This is a genomic window from Sphingopyxis sp. DBS4, from assembly GCF_024628865.1.
GTDB lineage: Bacteria > Pseudomonadota > Alphaproteobacteria > Sphingomonadales > Sphingomonadaceae > Sphingopyxis.
This window is the reverse complement of sequence record NZ_CP102386.1, coordinates 82,372-98,619: the sequence shown is the minus strand read 5'-3', so window position 1 is coordinate 98,619 and position 16,248 is coordinate 82,372. Positions and strand designations below refer to the sequence as shown.

Annotated in this window: 15 protein-coding genes; 8 read left to right on the top strand and 7 right to left on the bottom strand. The window is 65.0% G+C overall.

Going from position 1 to position 16,248, the window contains the following annotated elements:
* Genes NP825_RS22140 through NP825_RS22130 form a run of 3 tightly spaced genes read left to right on the top strand, consistent with a single transcriptional unit; the run spans position 1 to position 4,608 of the window.
* The gene (locus NP825_RS22140; protein ID WP_257551823.1) at positions 1-3,072 is read left to right on the top strand and encodes an efflux RND transporter permease subunit; all 3,072 of its coding nucleotides are present in this window, start codon (positions 1-3) and stop codon (positions 3,070-3,072) included.
* Complete coding sequence (locus tag NP825_RS22135; protein ID WP_257551822.1) at positions 3,065-3,364, top strand: DUF3240 family protein; 300 nt, start codon at positions 3,065-3,067, stop codon at positions 3,362-3,364. The genes NP825_RS22140 and NP825_RS22135 overlap by 8 nt, the downstream gene beginning before the upstream one ends.
* On the top strand, positions 3,361-4,608 hold the full coding sequence (locus tag NP825_RS22130; RefSeq protein WP_257551821.1) for a TolC family protein: 1,248 nt from the start codon (positions 3,361-3,363) through the stop codon (positions 4,606-4,608). Before NP825_RS22135 ends, NP825_RS22130 begins: the two co-directional genes overlap by 4 nt.
* Positions 4,609-4,615: 7 nt before the next feature.
* On the opposite strand, the gene NP825_RS22125 is transcribed toward NP825_RS22130, so the two are convergent.
* Genes NP825_RS22125 through NP825_RS22095 form a run of 7 tightly spaced genes read right to left on the bottom strand, consistent with a single transcriptional unit; the run spans position 4,616 to position 12,661 of the window.
* Entirely contained in the window at positions 4,616-5,476 is an 861-nt protein-coding gene (locus tag NP825_RS22125; RefSeq protein WP_257551820.1) for a class I SAM-dependent methyltransferase, read from the bottom strand.
* A gap of 2 nt (positions 5,477-5,478) precedes the next feature.
* On the bottom strand, positions 5,479-6,954 hold the full coding sequence (locus NP825_RS22120) for an efflux transporter outer membrane subunit (RefSeq protein ID WP_374046586.1): 1,476 nt from the start codon (positions 6,952-6,954) through the stop codon (positions 5,479-5,481).
* Positions 6,954-8,078 (bottom strand): ABC transporter permease, encoded by a 1,125-nt coding sequence (locus NP825_RS22115; RefSeq protein WP_257551818.1) that lies wholly within the window; start codon positions 8,076-8,078, stop codon positions 6,954-6,956. Before NP825_RS22115 ends, NP825_RS22120 begins: the two co-directional genes overlap by 1 nt.
* 6 nt (positions 8,079-8,084) lie before the next feature.
* A complete protein-coding gene (locus NP825_RS22110; RefSeq protein WP_257551817.1) occupies positions 8,085-9,242 on the bottom strand; it encodes an ABC transporter permease in 1,158 nt (385 codons plus the stop codon).
* A complete protein-coding gene (locus NP825_RS22105) occupies positions 9,239-11,023 on the bottom strand; it encodes an ATP-binding cassette domain-containing protein (protein ID WP_257551816.1) in 1,785 nt (594 codons plus the stop codon). The genes NP825_RS22110 and NP825_RS22105 overlap by 4 nt, the downstream gene beginning before the upstream one ends.
* 1 nt (position 11,024) lies before the next feature.
* Positions 11,025-12,056, bottom strand: coding sequence for a secretion protein HlyD (gene hlyD / locus NP825_RS22100; protein ID WP_257551815.1), 1,032 nt, complete (start codon positions 12,054-12,056; stop codon positions 11,025-11,027).
* Positions 12,053-12,661 carry a TetR/AcrR family transcriptional regulator gene (locus NP825_RS22095; RefSeq protein ID WP_257551814.1) on the bottom strand — a complete coding sequence of 203 codons (609 nt, stop codon included), beginning with the start codon at positions 12,659-12,661 and terminating at the stop codon, positions 12,053-12,055. The genes hlyD and NP825_RS22095 overlap by 4 nt, the downstream gene beginning before the upstream one ends.
* 225 nt (positions 12,662-12,886) lie before the next feature.
* Here NP825_RS22095 and NP825_RS22090 point away from each other — a divergent pair, with 225 nt between their 5' ends.
* Genes NP825_RS22090 through arsH form a run of 5 tightly spaced genes read left to right on the top strand, consistent with a single transcriptional unit; the run spans position 12,887 to position 16,098 of the window.
* Positions 12,887-13,243 carry a helix-turn-helix transcriptional regulator gene (locus NP825_RS22090; protein ID WP_257551813.1) on the top strand — a complete coding sequence of 119 codons (357 nt, stop codon included), beginning with the start codon at positions 12,887-12,889 and terminating at the stop codon, positions 13,241-13,243.
* Between the two features lie 10 nt (positions 13,244-13,253).
* Positions 13,254-13,790, top strand: a complete 537-nt coding sequence (locus tag NP825_RS22085) for an arsenate reductase ArsC (protein ID WP_257551812.1) — start codon at positions 13,254-13,256, stop codon at positions 13,788-13,790.
* Positions 13,787-14,233, top strand: coding sequence for an arsenate reductase (glutaredoxin) (gene arsC, locus NP825_RS22080; RefSeq protein WP_257551811.1), 447 nt, complete (start codon positions 13,787-13,789; stop codon positions 14,231-14,233). Before NP825_RS22085 ends, arsC begins: the two co-directional genes overlap by 4 nt.
* 12 nt (positions 14,234-14,245) lie before the next feature.
* A complete protein-coding gene (arsB, locus tag NP825_RS22075; RefSeq protein WP_257551810.1) occupies positions 14,246-15,319 on the top strand; it encodes an ACR3 family arsenite efflux transporter in 1,074 nt (357 codons plus the stop codon).
* Complete coding sequence (gene arsH, locus NP825_RS22070; RefSeq protein WP_257551809.1) at positions 15,316-16,098, top strand: arsenical resistance protein ArsH; 783 nt, start codon at positions 15,316-15,318, stop codon at positions 16,096-16,098. The genes arsB and arsH overlap by 4 nt, the downstream gene beginning before the upstream one ends.
* Positions 16,099-16,248 lie beyond the last annotated feature (150 nt).

Below are 16,248 nucleotides of genomic sequence, written 5' to 3'. Positions count from 1 at the left end.
ATGTTGCGTTCGCTGGTCGCCGCCTCCCTCTCCTGGCGCCTGCTCGTCATCGCGCTGGCGCTGGCCGTTGCCGGGCTGGGCACCTGGGCCTTCATGACGCTTCCCGTCGATGCCTATCCGAACATCGCCCAGACGCAGGTGAAGATCATCCTCAAGGCTCCGGGCATGACGCCCGAGGAGGTGGAAAGCCGCGTCATCACACCGATCGAGATGGAAATGCTCGGCATTCCCGATCAGGCGATCCTGCGCTCCACCGCCAAATACGCCATCGCCGACATCACCATCGATTTTGTCGACGGCACCGACATCTATTGGGCGCGCCAGCAGGTGGCGGAGCGGCTGTCGAACGTGATGCCCGATCTGCCCGCGTCGGTCAGCGGCGGCCTTGCGCCGATCTCCACACCGCTTTCGGACATCTACATGTTCACGATCGAGGGGCCGCTCTCGCTGCAGGAGAAGCGCGAACTGCTCGACTGGACCATCCGTCCGGCGCTGCGCACCGTTCCCGGCGTCGCTGACGTGAACGCGCTGGGCGGCTTTGTGCGGACCTTCGAGGTCAGGCCCGATCCCGTTGCGCTTGCGGCGGCAGGGCTCTCCATCGCCGATATCCAGGCGGCGATCGAAAGCGGCAATCGCAACGATGGCGCCGGGCGCCTGAAAAGCGGGGAGGAAGCCCTGATCGTGCGTGCGGTGGGGGCGATCCGGTCGGTCGAGGATATCCAGCAACTGGTCATTGTGAGCCGCGGTGACCGCATCGTTCGGCTGGGCGAGCTGGCGACGGTCGGCATCGGCAGCCTCACACGTTATGGCGCGGTCAGCAAGAATGGCCAGGCGGAGGCTGTTCAAGGACTGGTGATCGCCTTGCGCGGTGCCGATGCGCGGCAGGTGGTCGATGGTGTCCGCGCCCGCCTCGCGGAAATCGAAAGCACATTGCCCGCCGGCACCCATGTCGATGTTTTCTACGATCGGTCCGACCTGATCGCGCGCGCCGTCGGCACGGTCGAGAAAGCCCTGCTCGAAGCCGCCGTGCTTGTCGTCGTGCTGCTCATCCTGTTCCTGGGTGACTGGCGGGCGGCGGCGATTGTCGCTGCTACCCTCCCGATGGCGGCGCTCATCACTTTCCTTTTCATGCAGGGCATGGGCCTGTCCGCCAATCTCATGAGCCTTGGGGGCCTGGCTATCGCCATCGGCCTGCTGGTCGACGGGTCGATCGTGGTGGTGGAAAATATCGTCGAACGGCTCGGCCGGGCGCATGAGGAGGGAACCCCGCGCCTCAACCTCGTCTATCAGGCGGCAAGCGAAGTCATCGTGCCGGTCTCGGCCGGGATCGCGATCATTGCGCTGGTCTTCCTGCCGCTGCTGTCATTGCAGGGGCTTGAAGGCAAATTGTTCGCGCCGGTTGCGCTCACCATCGTCTTCGCGCTCGCCGGTTCGCTGCTGCTCGCGCTCACTCTGGTCCCCGTGCTTGCATCCTTTGGCCTTAAAAGCGGCCATCATGGCGAGCCGTGGCTGATGCGCCAGCTCGGCCCTCGCTACCGGGGGCTTCTCGACGGCGCCTTCGCACGCAAGCGGCTGGTCTACGGGCTGTCGGCGGCGGGGCTCGTCATCGCCGGCATCGCCTATGGCGCGGTCGGCAAGACCTTCATGCCGACGATGGATGAAGGGTCGATCATCGTCCAGCTCACCAAGCTGCCCTCCATCGATCTCGACCAGTCGATCAAGGGCGACATGGCCGCGCAACGCGCATTGATGCGCGTGCCGGAAGTGCAGGACGTGATTGCGCGCGTCGGATCGGACGAAATCGGCCTCGATCCGATGAGCCCCAATGAAACCGACAGCTTCGTTCGTCTGAAGCCGCGCTCCGAATGGCGCGGCGACAAGGATCTCATCGTCGAGGACATGCGCAAGGCGATGGCGGGCCTGCCCGGCATCGAGCCGAGCTTCACTCAGCCGATCGAGATGCGCGTTTCCGAAATGCTGACCGGCGCGCGCGGCGATCTTGCCGTCAAGATCTTCGGGCCGGATCTGGCGACGCTGGGCGAACTGGCGGATCAGGTGCAGCAGATATTATCGAACGTCGATGGCGCCTCCGAAGTGCTGACCGTCGCCAATGATCGCGTCGATTATCTCCAGCTCGACATCGACCGCGCCGCCGCCGGGCGCTTCGGCATGCCGGTCGACCGCATACAGGATGCGCTGCGCGCGCAGGTCGAAGGTGCCCATGTCGGCATCGTCGCCGATGGCCAGAAGCGCGTGCCGATCGTCATTCGCGGCGACGAGGCGCTGCGCGCCGATCCCGCCCGTTTTGCCGATCTGCAATTGCATACGCCGACCGGCATAGTCGCGCGGGTCAGCGACATGGCGCGGATCGAGCGGACAGCAGGGCCGGTCAAGCTCGACCATGAGAACGGGTCGCGCTTCGCGCTGGTGCAGGCGTTCGTTTCCGGGCGCGATCTGGTCGGCTATGTCGACGAAGCGCGCGCCGAGGTCGGCGCGAAGGTCAAACTGCCCGCCGGCTACAGCATCGTCTGGGGCGGGCAGTTCGAGAACCAGCAGCGCGCCTCGGCCCGGCTGGCGGTCGTGATCCCGATCGCGCTGCTGCTGATCTTCTTCGTTCTGCTGGCGACGCTGCGCTCGATGCGCGCCTCGGTGCTCATCCTTGTCAATATCCCCTTCGCCATGGTCGGCGGGATCGTCTCGCTCTGGGCTTCGGGAGAATATCTGTCGGTTCCGGCGTCGGTGGGATTTATCGCGCTGCTCGGTATCGCGGTGCTCAACGGGCTGGTCATGGTCACCTATTTCCGCCAGCTCCGCGACGATGGGCGGAGCATGGCCGAGACGGTGCGCCTCGGCGCCGAGCGCCGCCTGCGCCCCGTTTTGATGACCGCCAGCATCACGGCCTTCGGCCTTGTGCCGCTGCTATTCGCGACCGGCCCAGGATCGGAGATTCAGCAGCCCCTCGCCATCGTCGTGATCGGCGGCCTCATCACCTCCACCCTGCTGACGCTCATTCTGCTGCCGATCCTGTTCGAGCGTTTCGGTGAAAGCGCGGGAGAAACCGACAATGGCTGACATCCTGCTGACCGTCCATTGCGCCTCGCATGACGCCGATAGCGTGACCGACGCCCTCCGCGCCGCCTGCGACGCACCGATTCATATCGCGGAGCAGGCGGTGCGCGGCTGGGACTTTGGCGATGCCAGCACGGCGGAACGGGTGTCGGGCCTGTTACGCCGCAGCGCGCTGGAACTGATTGTCGATGAGGACGCCCTTGGGACGCTGGTTGACGCGGTCACGCAATCGAAGCGGTCGCTGCCGGTGCGCTGGCATGCCGTCCCGGTTTCAGCCCGGGGGAGGATCGCATGAGATCGCCGCTTTTCCTGGGGGTGCTTGTCGCATTGCTCACGCCCGCTGGCGCTCTTGCCCAGCGCGCCGATTTGCCGCCGAGCGAAAAGGTTGCCGAAGCGCTGGACAATCATCCGGCTGTGGCGGCCGCGCGGGCGCGAGTGGACGCCGCCCGCGCCGACCGCGACATGCTGGCGAAGGGGATCCATGAGATTGCCGTTACCGGCAGCTATGTTCGCCGTAGCGTGGACAGGGAAGGCGGTTATGACGAGTTCGACGCCACGATCGCCCGACCGTTCCGTCTACCGGGCAAGGCGGCGCTTGACCGTGAGGCCGGCGCCTTGGGCATAGAGGTCGCGGAAAACCGGATGGAGGATGCCCGGCATCAGACGGCTTTGCTGCTGTCGGGCTATTGGAACGACTGGCTGGTCGCCGGCGCGCTCTATCGCAACGACCTCGATACAGTGCGCTGGCTGGAAAAGGAGCTGTCCGCGCTGCGCCGGCGCGTGGCGCTGCGCGATGCGGCGGCGCTCGATGTCGATCAGGCCATGGCGGCGCTGGCCCAGGCCCAGGCGCAGGTGGCGAGTTCGCTCGCTGCGCGCGAACAGGCGCGCGTGACGCTGGCCGCGAATTTTCCAGAAATACCGCTACCCACCGAGCCGCCGGAAACCTCCGTCGCGATGGTGCCGGCCCAGAAACTTGCGGCGATGCGGGATCTGGTGATCGAACGCAGCCATGAAATCCGCGCCGCCGAGCGCGAGGCGCAGCGGCTGGCGGTTGTCGCACGGCGTGTTCGCGCGGACCGGATTGCCGATCCGTCCTTCGGCGTCCGGCTGTTCAGTGAGCGGAGCGGCATGGAGCAGGGCGCGGGGGTGGTCATGTCGATGCCACTGGGCGGCGGCCACAGGCGCGCGGCGGCGGACCGGGCTTCCGCGGAAGGCAATGCCGCGCAGCTTGAGCATATGTCCGTCCAGCGGACCGTGAGGGCCATCGCGGATGCCGATCTGTCCAGCGCCACATTGCGGCTGGAGGCGTGGAAAAACACGGATCTGTCAGCGCAAAGCGCCGCTAGTGCGCTGGCCCGAACCGAACGTGGCTACCAGCTCGGCCAGATCGACCTCGCCGACCTGCTCTATGCCCGCCGTCAGGCGGGTGAAGCGCGCCGGTCCGAGATCATGGCGCGATCGGAAGCGGCCCGCGCCCTGCTCAAGCTGGAGATCGATTCGCATAGCCTGTGGATGGTTCACGATGAGGATGGCGGTTGACGCCAGGTCACGCGCGGGCGCTCACCAGCCAGGCTTTCGCGCCCATGCGAACACCTTCATCATCGCAATTGCGCTCGAACAGTTGGACGAGGCTGCGGTGAACGGCCACGCGCGTGTCGTTCCCGCTCGCCCGGACGAGATCGCCGACCTGCATGCCGTCGAGCACGAAGCGGGAGGCGCTTTCGGGATCGCTGCCGGGTCCGCCGACGCGCTGCTCGCCCGTCCAGGCGGCGAACGATATGTCACAGAAGCCGGCGCTTTGCAGAAGATCGGTCACATAGTCCTGCTCGCCCAGCGCGAACGGACCAGGCTCGCGCGGCTGCGGCGTGGGCAGGTCGATATGCCGACGGATTGCGGCCATGACATTGCGCTGCCACGGATTGTCGGCGATCGGCGCCCACACCGCGATGTCGAGCCGTCCACTGGCACGTAGCATTCGGCGCAGATTGGCGAATGCGGCATAGGGATCGGGAAAGAACATCGTGCCGAAGCGGGAGTGGAGCCGGTCGAACGGCGCTTCTTCAGGCATGGCCGTTGCGGCGTCGCCTTGTTCGAAGCGGATGTTGGCAAGACCGGCGTGCCGTGCCCGCTCGCTGGCGGCCGCTACCAGTTCGGGCGATATGTCGAGGCCGAGCGCCAATCCTGTGTTGCCCGTCCTTTCGGCGATCCGCCTCGTCGTCCAGCCGCCGCCGCAGCCGATATCGACCACCTTCTCCCCAGCGGCATAGGCTGCTCGCGCCAGCAGCGCTTCGCCGATCGGTTCGATCATGCTCTCGAAACGGTCGAGCTGGGCAAGCCAGCGTGTGCCCGCTTCCCCCGCCCAGTCGTGCGCGGCCGGTTCCTTGCTGTTCCCGTCAGCGTCATTCATCGCTATCCTCCCACTGTGGCACCAATTGAAACGGGTTTGGGAGTCGGCGTATCGGACAAGTCCCAGCCCCCACCGATCGCCTTGTACAACGCCACCAGTTGCACCGCCGTTGTGGCATGCGCGCGGGCACAGGCCGTTTCAGCTTCGTGCAGGAGGCGCTCGGCCGCAAGCAGTTCAATCCGCGCGATATCGCCGGTCGCAAAACGAGCCTCGGCGTGGCTGAAACTCCGGCGTGAAGCCTCGAGCGCCGTTTGACGACGCGCGAGCGCATCGCGTCCTGCGTCATAGTCGCTCAAGGCGCGCTCCGCGTCGCCCAATGCGGCCAGGACGGCCTGTTCATAGCCCAGCGCGGCCTGCCGCTGAACGGCCTCCCGCGCGCGTATCTCCGCGCGCACGCGGCCGCCGTCGAACAAGCGCCAGGAAATTAGCGGCAGGATCGAGTAGCGGGTGCTGGAGGCGTCGAACCAGTCGCCCGTGCTAAGCGCCTGAAATCCGCCGCCCGCTGCGATAGAGAGCTTGGGAAACAGTTCGGCGGTCGCCACGCCGATATCGGCGGTGCTGGCGGCGAGGCGCCGTTCGGCAGCCAGAACATCGGGACGGCGACGCAAGATGTCGGCCCGTTCCCCCACGGGCAGCGCCGGCAGCGTGAGAGGCGACGCGGCGGCATCGAGCAGCTTGAGTTCACGTTCCGGCGGTGAGCCGAGCAGGACACCAAGGCCGAGCACTGCCCCGCGCTGCCGCGCCTCTATGCCCGGCAGCAGGGCGTTGGCGGCGGCCCAGCGTTCATGGACTGCGTCCACGTCAGCACCGGCAACATCGCCGAGCGCCGCGCGACCGCGCATGAGTTCCAGCGTCTGGTGCAGCGTCGCGACCGTCGCCCGCTGTGCGCGCAATTCATCTCTGGCGCCGGTCGCCTCGAACCATGCGCGTGCGACCTCGGCCGCGATCCGCATGCGCACGCCCTGCGCCTCCGCTTCGGTCGCCTGCAAGCGGGCGTTGGCGCCTTCCAGCGCCCGCCGGTTCGCGCCGAACAGGTCAAGTTCCCAGGCCGCGTCGAAGCCGGCATCGTAGATCGTCTGAGACGCGTCGAGGCCGGGAATGGACCCAACGGGCAGCGGGCCGTTCTCGCTTTGCCGACGCTGGTTCACACTGGCGCCAGCAGAAACCGTGGGCAGTTGCCGGCCAGCGGCGCGGTCTCGCAGCGCGCGCGCCTCGTCGATCCGCGCGGCGGCTTGACGGATATCCAGATTTTGCGCCAGTGCGGTATCGACCAGCCTCTCCAGTTCGGGATTGCCCAGGGCCCTCCACCAGCGGGTAAGGCCGGTTGGCGCGGAGTCTGCCGCGACCGGCCGGGTCCAGCCGCTGCCGGTATCAACGGACGGTGGCGCGCGATAGTCGGGGCCGACGACACAGGCCGTCAACGAGGTGCAGCCGACTATCACCGCCGCAAGGTGCGGCCACCGATGGGGGATGCGTATCATTGCAGGCGTCCTCGAACGAAGATGGTGGCCATGGTGAGCGACACCAGGGCGATCAGCGCCAATGGCCAGAGGCTGGCAATTATGTCGTGGGGCGCCATGGCTTTCAGAAAGCTGCCTTCGACGATGATCAGGAAATGGGTGAGTGGAATTGCCTGCGCCAGCCATTGCAGCAGCATGGGCATGTTCTCGACCGGCGTGGCAAAGCCCGACATGAGGACGGATGGCACGCCGATGGCGAAGGCGCCGAGGATGGCCTGCTGCTGGGTCGCGCTGATCGCCGAAATCATCAGGCCGATGCCCACCACCGACAGGATGAACAGGACCAGGCTGACAAACAGCAGCGCGAACGACCCGTTGAACGGAATCCGGAACGGTCCCGCGGCGGCCGCCATCATCAGAAGTCCGAGCATGGTACCGATGACCAGCGCCGGCAAGGATTTGGACAGGATGATTTCCGGCGTGGAGGTTGGCGACACCAGCAACTGGTCGAACGTTCCCAGTTCGCGCTCACGGGCGATCGACAGCGAGGTTATGAGCAGCGCGCTGAAGAACGCCAGGATGCCGGAGAGGCCGGGCACGATGAACCAGCGATACGTCAGATTGGGATTGAACCAGTTGCGCACCGCCACCGGCGTCGCAGGACCTGTGCCGGGGTTGGCCTCCGCGCCGACTTCGGCGGCGATGGCGGAGAGATAACTGGCGGTGATCTGTCCCGAATTGCTGCGCCGGCCGTCGATCAGCATCTGAACGCGGCCGCTGTCTCCGGCAGCGATTGCGCGCGAAAAGTCCGGCTGGATATCGAGCGCCGCGATCACCTTGCCCTGGTCGATCAGGCGTCCCAGCTCCTGACCGTTGGTCACGCGATAGACCTGCGTAATGAAGTCGGCCCGATCAAGCCGCGCGATCAGTTCATGCGACCAGCGGCCCGCATCCTGATTGTGCACGGCAATATCGACGTTGCGCACTTCGAGCGTCGCGGCGAAGGCGAACACCAGCAGTTGCAGCAGCGGCGGCATGAACACCACCATGCGGCTGCGCGGATCGCGCAGGATGCTCAGCACTTCCTTGATGAACTGCGCCCGCAGCCGGGTGAAGGAGAGATAACCATTGTGCCGCGTCATGGCTCGTCACTCCAGATTCTTGCGCGTGGCGCGCTTGGCCAGGAGGAAAAACAGGACGCCGATGGCGCCCATCGCCAGCAGGTTCGGCACGAAGACCGCCCAGATGTCTCCGGCCAGAAAGACGGTTTTCAGCGAAGACACGAAATAACGCGCCGGGATCGCCCAGGTGATGGCCCGGATCGGCGCGGGCATCGCGTCGATCTCATAGAGAAAGCCCGACAGCATGAAGGCCGGCAGAAAGCCGGAGAACAAGGCGATCTGCGCGGCCAGGAACTGGTTGCGGGTGACAGACGAAATCAGCAGCCCCTGGCCCAGCGCCGGCACCATGAACGTGGCCGAAAGCAGCAGGAGCGCCGCCAGCGATCCGCGCAGCGGCACGCCGAACACGAAGACCGCCAGCGCGGTCGCACCGAGCGTGGCCAGCATGCCGAGCGCAAAATAGGGCAGGAGCTTGCCGATCAGGATCTCCGCGACCGATGCGGGGGTGGAGAGCACCGCTTCCATCGTGCCGCGCTCCCATTCGCGCGCCACCACCAGCGCGGTCAGCATGGTGCCGATGATGGTCATGACGATGGCGATGGCGCCGGGCACCAGCGCGCGGCGGCTTTCCAGTTCGGCGTTGAACCAGTAGCGCGGCTCCATCGTGACGACCGCGCGTGGCGTCTCGCCCTCAAGCCCGCCCCGCCAGGTCTGCACCACGCCCTGCGCATAATTGGTGACATAGTTGGCGGTATTGGGCTGCGAACCGTCGGCGATGATCTGCACCAGAGGACGCGCACCGCGATCGGCAAGGCGCTGCTCGAAATCCTGCGGGATCACCACAAATCCGCGCAAATCGCCTGAGACGACCTGGTCGGCGACTTCGCGCCGGTCATGGGCGAAGGTGACGTCCAGATAACGGGTGCCGGCGAAGGCGGCGGCCAGCGATTGCGCCGAAGCAGACTGCGATTCCTGCACGACACCGATGCGCACCGCGCGCACGTCGAGCGACACCGCATAGGAAAACAGCAGCAGCAGCACGACCGGAAGGGCGAAGGCGATCAGCAGCGTGGACGGATCGCGTATCGCCTGCAGGCTTTCCTTTAACACCAGCGCGCAAAGGCGCTTCGGATCGAAGCGGCGCATGGCTTGAAAGTCCGTTCGCGATCCGCCCGCGCCGTTCATGCGGCAACTCCGCTGCGGGCTTCGTCAGCGCGGTCCTCGGCTTCGACCAGATGAATGAAGGCGTCCTCCATGGTCGGGTCCGGCCGGAGATCGCTGATCGCGCTGCGTTTGAGGGCGTCCGGCGTGTCGAGCGCGATCAGCCGGGCGCGATAGAGCATCGCCACCCGGTCGCAATATTCCGCCTCGTCCATGAAATGGGTGGTGACCATCACCGTCACCCCCTTGCGGGCAAGGCCGTTGATATGGGTCCAGAATTCACGCCGTGTGATGGGATCGACGCCTGAGGTCGGTTCATCCAGGAACAGCACGGGCGGGCGGTGCATCACCGCGCAGGCCAGCGCCAGACGTTGCCTGACCCCGAGCGGCAGCGAATCCGGCGCCGCCGACAGCCAGGGTTGCAGCCCGAAGATGTCGATCATCTCGTCGATCCGCGCCTGCCGCGCGGCGCCTTTCAGGCCATAGACGCCCGCGGAGAACTCCAGGTTCTGCCGCACGGACAGCAGGCCATAGAGCGAGAATTTCTGCGCCATATAGCCAAGCTGGCCTTTGGCAGCACCGGTCGCCCGGCGCAGGTCCAGCCCCACCACCTGCGCTTCGCCGCTGGTGGGTTTGAGCAGGCCGCACAGCATCTTGAAGGTGGTCGATTTGCCGGCGCCGTTCGGCCCGAGCAGACCGAATATCTCGCCCTTGCGGACCTCGAAGCTCACCATGTCGGTGGCGGTGAAATCGCCGAAACGCTTGGTCAGATCGCGGCAGGAGACGGCAACGTCTGAAGCCAGTTCGACCGGCGGCATCCCTTCGGCAAGCGCCGATGTGCCGCCCGGACCGCCGCCCAGAAGATCAATGAAAGCATCCTCGAAGCGGGCAGGCACCGCTTTCAGTTGCGCGCCGACCCGATCGGCGAGCGCGCTAATTTGCTCGGTTCCCGCATCGGCGCGCAGCACCACGCGGACGCCGGCGCCCTGGATCACCCCGTCGCCGACACTGTCCAGGCTGAGCACTTCGGCGAGCACGGCCCTGCGCTGATCGCCGACCTGTTCCAGCCGAAAGCTCCGGCTTGTAAGGCGCGCGGCCAGCTCTCCGGGCGGTCCGTCATAAGCGAGCTGCCCTTCGTTGAGCAGCAGCACATTGTCGCAGCGTTCGGCTTCGTCGAGATAGGCAGTCGACCAGACCACGGCCATCCCTTCGTCGGTCAGCGCCTGCACCATGCGCCACAGGTCCTGACGGCTGACCGGATCGACGCCGACGCCCGGTTCGTCGAGCAGCAGGACGGCAGGCCGGGCCATCAACGCGCAGGCGAGGCCCAGCTTCTGCTTCATGCCGCCGGAGAGCTTGCCCGCCAGGCGTCCGGTAAAAGGGGCAAGGCGCGTGAAGTCGAGCAATTGGGCAAACAGGTCGGCGTGCCCATCGGCATCCATGCCGCGCAATTGCGCATAGAGGCGCATATTCTCCATGACCGACAGGTCTTCATAGAGCCCGAAGCGTTGCGGCATGTAGCCTGTCGCGACATGGATGGCGTCATTGTCGTCCGCCACATCGAAGCCCGCCACCGTGGCGTGGCCGCTGGTCGGCACCAGCAGTCCTGTCAGGATGCGCATCAGGGTGGTCTTGCCCGCGCCGTCCGGCCCGACCAGCCCGGTCAGTCGGCCATAGCGTATCTGCGCGCTGAGATCCTGTAACGCAGGCGCACTGCCGAAATGCTTGCTCAACCTGTCGATGACGACCGCGACATCGCCATTTCCTTCTCGTGCCGGGCTCGATGTCGCGCTGGCGGCCAGCATATCAGCGGCCCTTGGTACGCGCGCTTGAAGCTTGCCTGGCATCGACCGCGATGGTCACCGGCATGCCCTGGCGCAGCGCAGCATCGGCATTGGTGACCACGATCCGCAGGCGATAGACCAGATCCGTGCGCAGATCGGTGGTTTCTACCGTTTTGGGTGTGAACTCCGCCCGCGGTGATATGAACCCGATCTGGCCTTGATAGGTCTTGTCGGACGAGTCGCTGCGAACGCGCACCCGCATTCCGGGCGCGATGCGCCCCAGATCCGGTTCGCCGACATAGGCGCGGACATAAACCGGTGCATCAAGGCTGAGGCTATAGACCGGGCTTTGGCTGACAACCATGCTGCCGGGTTCGCGCACCCGTGCGATGATTGTGCCGGTACTGGGCGTAAGCAGCACTGTATCGGCCAGCGCAGTTGCGGCTTGGGCCCGTGCTGCCTGTGCGGCGGCGAGGCGGGCTTGCCCGGCCGCGATGTCTTCCTTGCGGAAGCCTTCGGTGGCTTGCGAATGCGCGGCCCGGGCCGCCTTGACACTGGCAGCGGCCTGATCGCGCGCAGTGCGCGCGGCATCGACCGTCTTTTGACTGGCGGCTCCCGACGCGAGCAACTGGCTCTGCCGGTCGAAATTGCGCCCCGCTTCCCTGGCGACGGCGAGGGCCTGATTGAGGGTCTCCTGCGTCTGCGTAATCTCTTGCGGCCGCAGCCCGCGGCGCAATTTGTCGAGGTCTGCCTGTGCGACCGCTACGGCGGCGTCGGCCGCCGCGAGCGCTTCCTCGAACGGTTGCGCGTCGAGAGTCGCCATATGTGCGCCCGGCTCGACATGATCGCCTTCATCGAACAGCATCTGCGCGACGCGGCCGGACTGGCGGAAGGCCAATTGCACCTCCCGAATATCGACATTGCCGTATAGATTGAGGGCGTCGCCGTCGCGGCTGCCCCGCTGCATCCACAGCCATCCAGCACCGATGATCACGATGACGGCCGCAATGATCAGGATCCGCTTTGTCGTGCCGGACAGGCGGATGTTCTTCATGATGATGCTCCGACGCCGCGCAGATAGATGGCGAACACGCCGGGCGCATCGCTGCGGATGCGGGTCACATCGCCCGCCAGCATGGATTGCATGACCAGGCCCTGGACCGTGCCGATGAACAGGGTGGCCGCGGCTTCCGGATCGAGGTCCGCATGCAGTTCGCCCCGTGCCTTTCCGGCGTCGAGCAGGGTATGCAGCCGTTCGCCATAATGGCGGATCAGGGTCTGGGCCATGCGTTTGGGAAGCGTCTCGCCCGGTCGCTGCAACTCCCCGAACAGCATTCGCGGCACACCGGGGTGGTCAGACACGAAATCGATATGCGTCATGAAAACCGCCTCAAGCGCGGCAGCCGGAGAGGCGGCTTCTTCGATCGCCTTGTCCACGCGGGCGAGCAACCGCTCGGTCACCCAGGACATGACCGCCTGCAGGATGGCGTCCTTGGTCGGGAAGTGGCGGAAGAGAGCGCCCTGGGTCAGACCCATCCGTTGGGCGATGGCCGTCGTTGTGATGTCGTTCGGGTTCTGTTCCGCAGCCAGGTCGACCACCGCCTCCACGGTCGCCGCCCGTCGCTCGTCAGCGGGAAGATGTTTGGACCGCCCGTTCATAGCTTGCGCCTTCAAAGGTAGATAGTAATCTATTACTATCTACCTTTGATGCATGTCGGGCGCAAGAGAGTTTCGCCTGGATTGAGGCTGTCGGCCCATCCGCATGAGTGCATCGACCATGGTCACTCAGACCATCGGCCATTCCATAGAGGTATATGATTCTATATTTCTCAAAATATAGATTGACCGTGCAGGCGCCTACCATTATTCGATGGACCTGGAAGGATGGAATCGATCATGAAGGAGTTCAATCGGCAGGACTCGGCCGTCGAGGCGCTTGGCGCGCTGGCGCATGACACGCGCCTGTCTGTCTTTCGTATGTTGGTGAAGGCAGGGCCCGATGGACTGATTGCCGGCGCCATCGCGCAGGCCGCCAATGTGCCTCCGTCCACCATGTCGCATCATCTGGCTATTCTTGAACGGGCGGGACTCGTGGAGTCCGAGCGGGAAAGCCGGCTCATCCACTATCGCGCCGATTATGAGGGGATGCGCCGGCTGCTCGCTTTCCTGATGCAGGACTGCTGCCAGGGCGTCCCTGAAATGTGCGCCGATCTGTTCGGCGAGCTCGACTGCAAGGCCTGAGGTTACTCCCATGTCCGACACGATCGGCCTCGGCAAGACCTACAACGTGCTCTTCCTGTGCACCGGTAACAGCGCCCGCTCGATCCTGGGCGAAGCCATCATGAACAAGCTGGGGGAAGGGCGCGTCCACGCCTGGAGCGCCGGCAGTCAGCCCAGGGGCGAAGTCCATCCGATGGCGCTCTCGGTTTTGAACGGGCTTGGGTTCGACACAGCGGGCATGCGCTCGAAAAGCTGGGACGAATTCGCCGTGCCGGACGCGCCGCAATTCGATTTCATCTTCACCGTCTGCGATAATGCTGCGGGCGAAACATGTCCCGTGTGGATCGGCCATCCGATGACGGCGCACTGGGGCATCGAGGATCCGGCCGCCGTCGAAGGCGATGGTCAGCGCGAGGCTTTCATGCAGGCCCTGCGGTATTTGCAGAACCGTATTTCGCTGTTCCTCGCGCTCCCGCTCGCCAGCCTCGACGAGATGGCGATGCGGCGCAAACTCAGGGAAATCGGCCAGAGCGAGGGCGCCAGCGCCAGGGCAGGAGCAAATCAATGACTCGGCAGAAAAGTTGCGGCGACATCGTCATCTACCACAATCCCGAATGCGGAACCTCGCGCAATGCGCTGGCCATGATCCGCAATGCCGGCATTGAACCGCATGTCATCGAGTACCTCAAGACTCCGCCTGCGCGTGCCTTGCTGGAAAGCCTCATCGTCCGCGCCGGCGTCGCCCCGCGCGCCCTGCTGCGCGAGAAGGGCACGCCCTTTGCCGAACTGGGGCTCGACAATCCTGATCTTACCGACGCCCAGTTGATCGATGCGATGATGGCGCATCCGATCCTCATCAATCGGCCGCTGGTCGTCTCGCCGCTGGGCGTGAAGCTTTGCCGTCCGTCCGAGGAGGTGCTCGACCTCATACCGGCGGACCAGCGCGGCGCCTTCGTCAAGGAAGACGGCGAACAGGTGCTCGATGCCGCCGGCAGGCGCGTCACCGGTTGAACGAGGATCAAGATGAAAGCTCAGCCCAGACGTGAACGCCTGTCGTTTCTCGATCGGTATCTCACCTTGTGGATTTTCCTCGCCATGGCGCTCGGCGTGGGTCTGGGATCGACCTTCGAAGGATTGCCAAGGGCGATCGACAGCCTGTCCTGGCGGACCACCAACCTGCCCATCGCCATCGGCCTGATCCTGATGATGTATCCGCCGCTCGCGCGGGTGCGCTATGAGGAACTGCCGCGTGTGTTCGAAGACAAGCGGGTGCTGGCGATCTCGCTGATCCAGAACTGGATCATCGGCCCGGTGCTGATGTTTGCGCTCGCCGTCATCTTCCTCAGCGACAAGCCGGAATATATGACAGGCCTGATCCTCATCGGCCTCGCCCGCTGCATCGCCATGGTCATCGTCTGGAACCATCTCGCCAAGGGCGACAACCAGTATGTGGCTGCGCTGGTCGCGTTCAATTCAATCTTCCAGATCCTGTTTTTCAGCGTTTACGCCTGGTTCTTCCTCGACTTTTTGCCGCCGCTGTTCGGGTTGGAGGGCAGCGTCATCCATGTCAGCTTCTGGACCATCGCCGAGGCGGTGCTGATCTATCTCGGCATTCCCTTTCTGGCAGGATTTCTCACCCGCAAATGGCTCGTTCAAGCCAGGGGCAATGAATGGTATGAAACCCGCTTTCTGCCCAGGATCGGCCCGATCACGCTCGTCGCGCTGCTGTTCACCATCGTCGCCATGTTCAGCCTCAAGGGCAATGAGATCGTGACACTGCCGGGTGACATACTGCGGATCGCCATCCCGCTCACCATCTACTTCGTGGTTCAATTCAGCATCAGCTTCTTCATGGGCAAACTGATCGAGAGCGACTATCCGCGCACGACGGCGGTGGCGTTCACGGCCGCCGGCAACAATTTCGAGCTGGCGATTGCGGTCGCCATCGCCGCCTTTGGACTGGCCTCGCCGGTCGCCTTCGCTGCGGTGATCGGGCCGCTGGTCGAGGTTCCGGTGCTGATCCTGTTGGTCAACGCCGCCTTCTGGTTCGGGCGGCGCTGGTTCCCCGATAGCGTGCCGGCGGAGGTCCGGGCATGAACGAGACTGGCCACACCCGATTGCGGACGCTCGCCGATCCCGGCCATCTTCCAGCGCTCAAGCCTGACTATGTTCATCGGCGTCCAGCCCTGGGCCTGGGGGATAGCAATCCGCCGCCGCGCATCCTGCTGCTCTACGGATCCTTGCGCGAACGGTCCTATTCGCGGCTTGTGGTGGAAGAGGCGGCGCGTCTGCTCCAGTTCTTCGGCTGCGAAACGCGGATCTTCGATCCCTCCGATTTGCCGATGCCCGATCAGGTCCAGGATGACGATCATCCGGCGGTTCACGAACTGCGTGCACATTCGCTCTGGTCCGAGGGCCAGGTCTGGTGCAGCCCGGAACGGCACGGCCAGATCACCGGGATCATGAAATCGCAGATCGATCACCTGCCGCTGGCTTTGAAGGGCATGCGCCCGACGCAGGGTCGCGCCCTTGCCGTCATGCAGGTCTCCGCAGGTTCACAATCGTTCAACAGCGTGAACAGCTTGCGCGTCCTCGGCCGCTGGATGCGGATGTTCACCATCCCCAACCAGTCGAGCGTCGCCAAAGCCTTCACCGAGTTCGACGAGGCCGGGCGGATGAAGCCGTCGAGCTATTACGACCGGATCGTCGACGTGATGGAGGAACTGGTGCGTTTCACTGTCCTGCTCCGCCCGCATGTCGATCAACTGGTCGATCGCTATTCGGAGCGGGTCGAAACGGATCGACCGGTCATTGCTCCGGCGGAAATCCTCGCCTCGATCGATGGGACTCTGGTTCCGCCACGACAGAAGGCATGATGCCCAATGGCCCCGCGCGTCTCGGTATCCAGAACGAACTGGCGGACATTTATGGCCGTTTGAGTGCCTTCGACTGACCGGGTCTGGACGAGGGCGTGACGGCTTGCTGCTATGCCGAGTCCGAAAGGAGCTGGATCGCCGGTGCCCAGG

Coding starts and splice junctions, on each gene's coding strand:
- NP825_RS22090 (WP_257551813.1), top strand. CDS start 12,887: ATGGAATCGATCATGAAGGAGTTCAATCGGCAGGACTCGGCCGTCGAG.
- NP825_RS22140 (WP_257551823.1), top strand. CDS start 1: ATGTTGCGTTCGCTGGTCGCCGCCTCCCTCTCCTGGCGCCTGCTCGTC.
- NP825_RS22105 (WP_257551816.1), bottom strand. CDS start 11,023: ATGCTGGCCGCCAGCGCGACATCGAGCCCGGCACGAGAAGGAAATGGC.
- arsH (WP_257551809.1), top strand. CDS start 15,316: ATGAACGAGACTGGCCACACCCGATTGCGGACGCTCGCCGATCCCGGC.
- NP825_RS22135 (WP_257551822.1), top strand. CDS start 3,065: ATGGCTGACATCCTGCTGACCGTCCATTGCGCCTCGCATGACGCCGAT.
- NP825_RS22110 (WP_257551817.1), bottom strand. CDS start 9,242: ATGAACGGCGCGGGCGGATCGCGAACGGACTTTCAAGCCATGCGCCGC.
- hlyD (WP_257551815.1), bottom strand. CDS start 12,056: ATGAAGAACATCCGCCTGTCCGGCACGACAAAGCGGATCCTGATCATT.
- NP825_RS22085 (WP_257551812.1), top strand. CDS start 13,254: ATGTCCGACACGATCGGCCTCGGCAAGACCTACAACGTGCTCTTCCTG.
- arsB (WP_257551810.1), top strand. CDS start 14,246: ATGAAAGCTCAGCCCAGACGTGAACGCCTGTCGTTTCTCGATCGGTAT.
- arsC (WP_257551811.1), top strand. CDS start 13,787: ATGACTCGGCAGAAAAGTTGCGGCGACATCGTCATCTACCACAATCCC.
- NP825_RS22125 (WP_257551820.1), bottom strand. CDS start 5,476: ATGAATGACGCTGACGGGAACAGCAAGGAACCGGCCGCGCACGACTGG.
- NP825_RS22095 (WP_257551814.1), bottom strand. CDS start 12,661: ATGAACGGGCGGTCCAAACATCTTCCCGCTGACGAGCGACGGGCGGCG.
- NP825_RS22130 (WP_257551821.1), top strand. CDS start 3,361: ATGAGATCGCCGCTTTTCCTGGGGGTGCTTGTCGCATTGCTCACGCCC.
- NP825_RS22115 (WP_257551818.1), bottom strand. CDS start 8,078: ATGACGCGGCACAATGGTTATCTCTCCTTCACCCGGCTGCGGGCGCAG.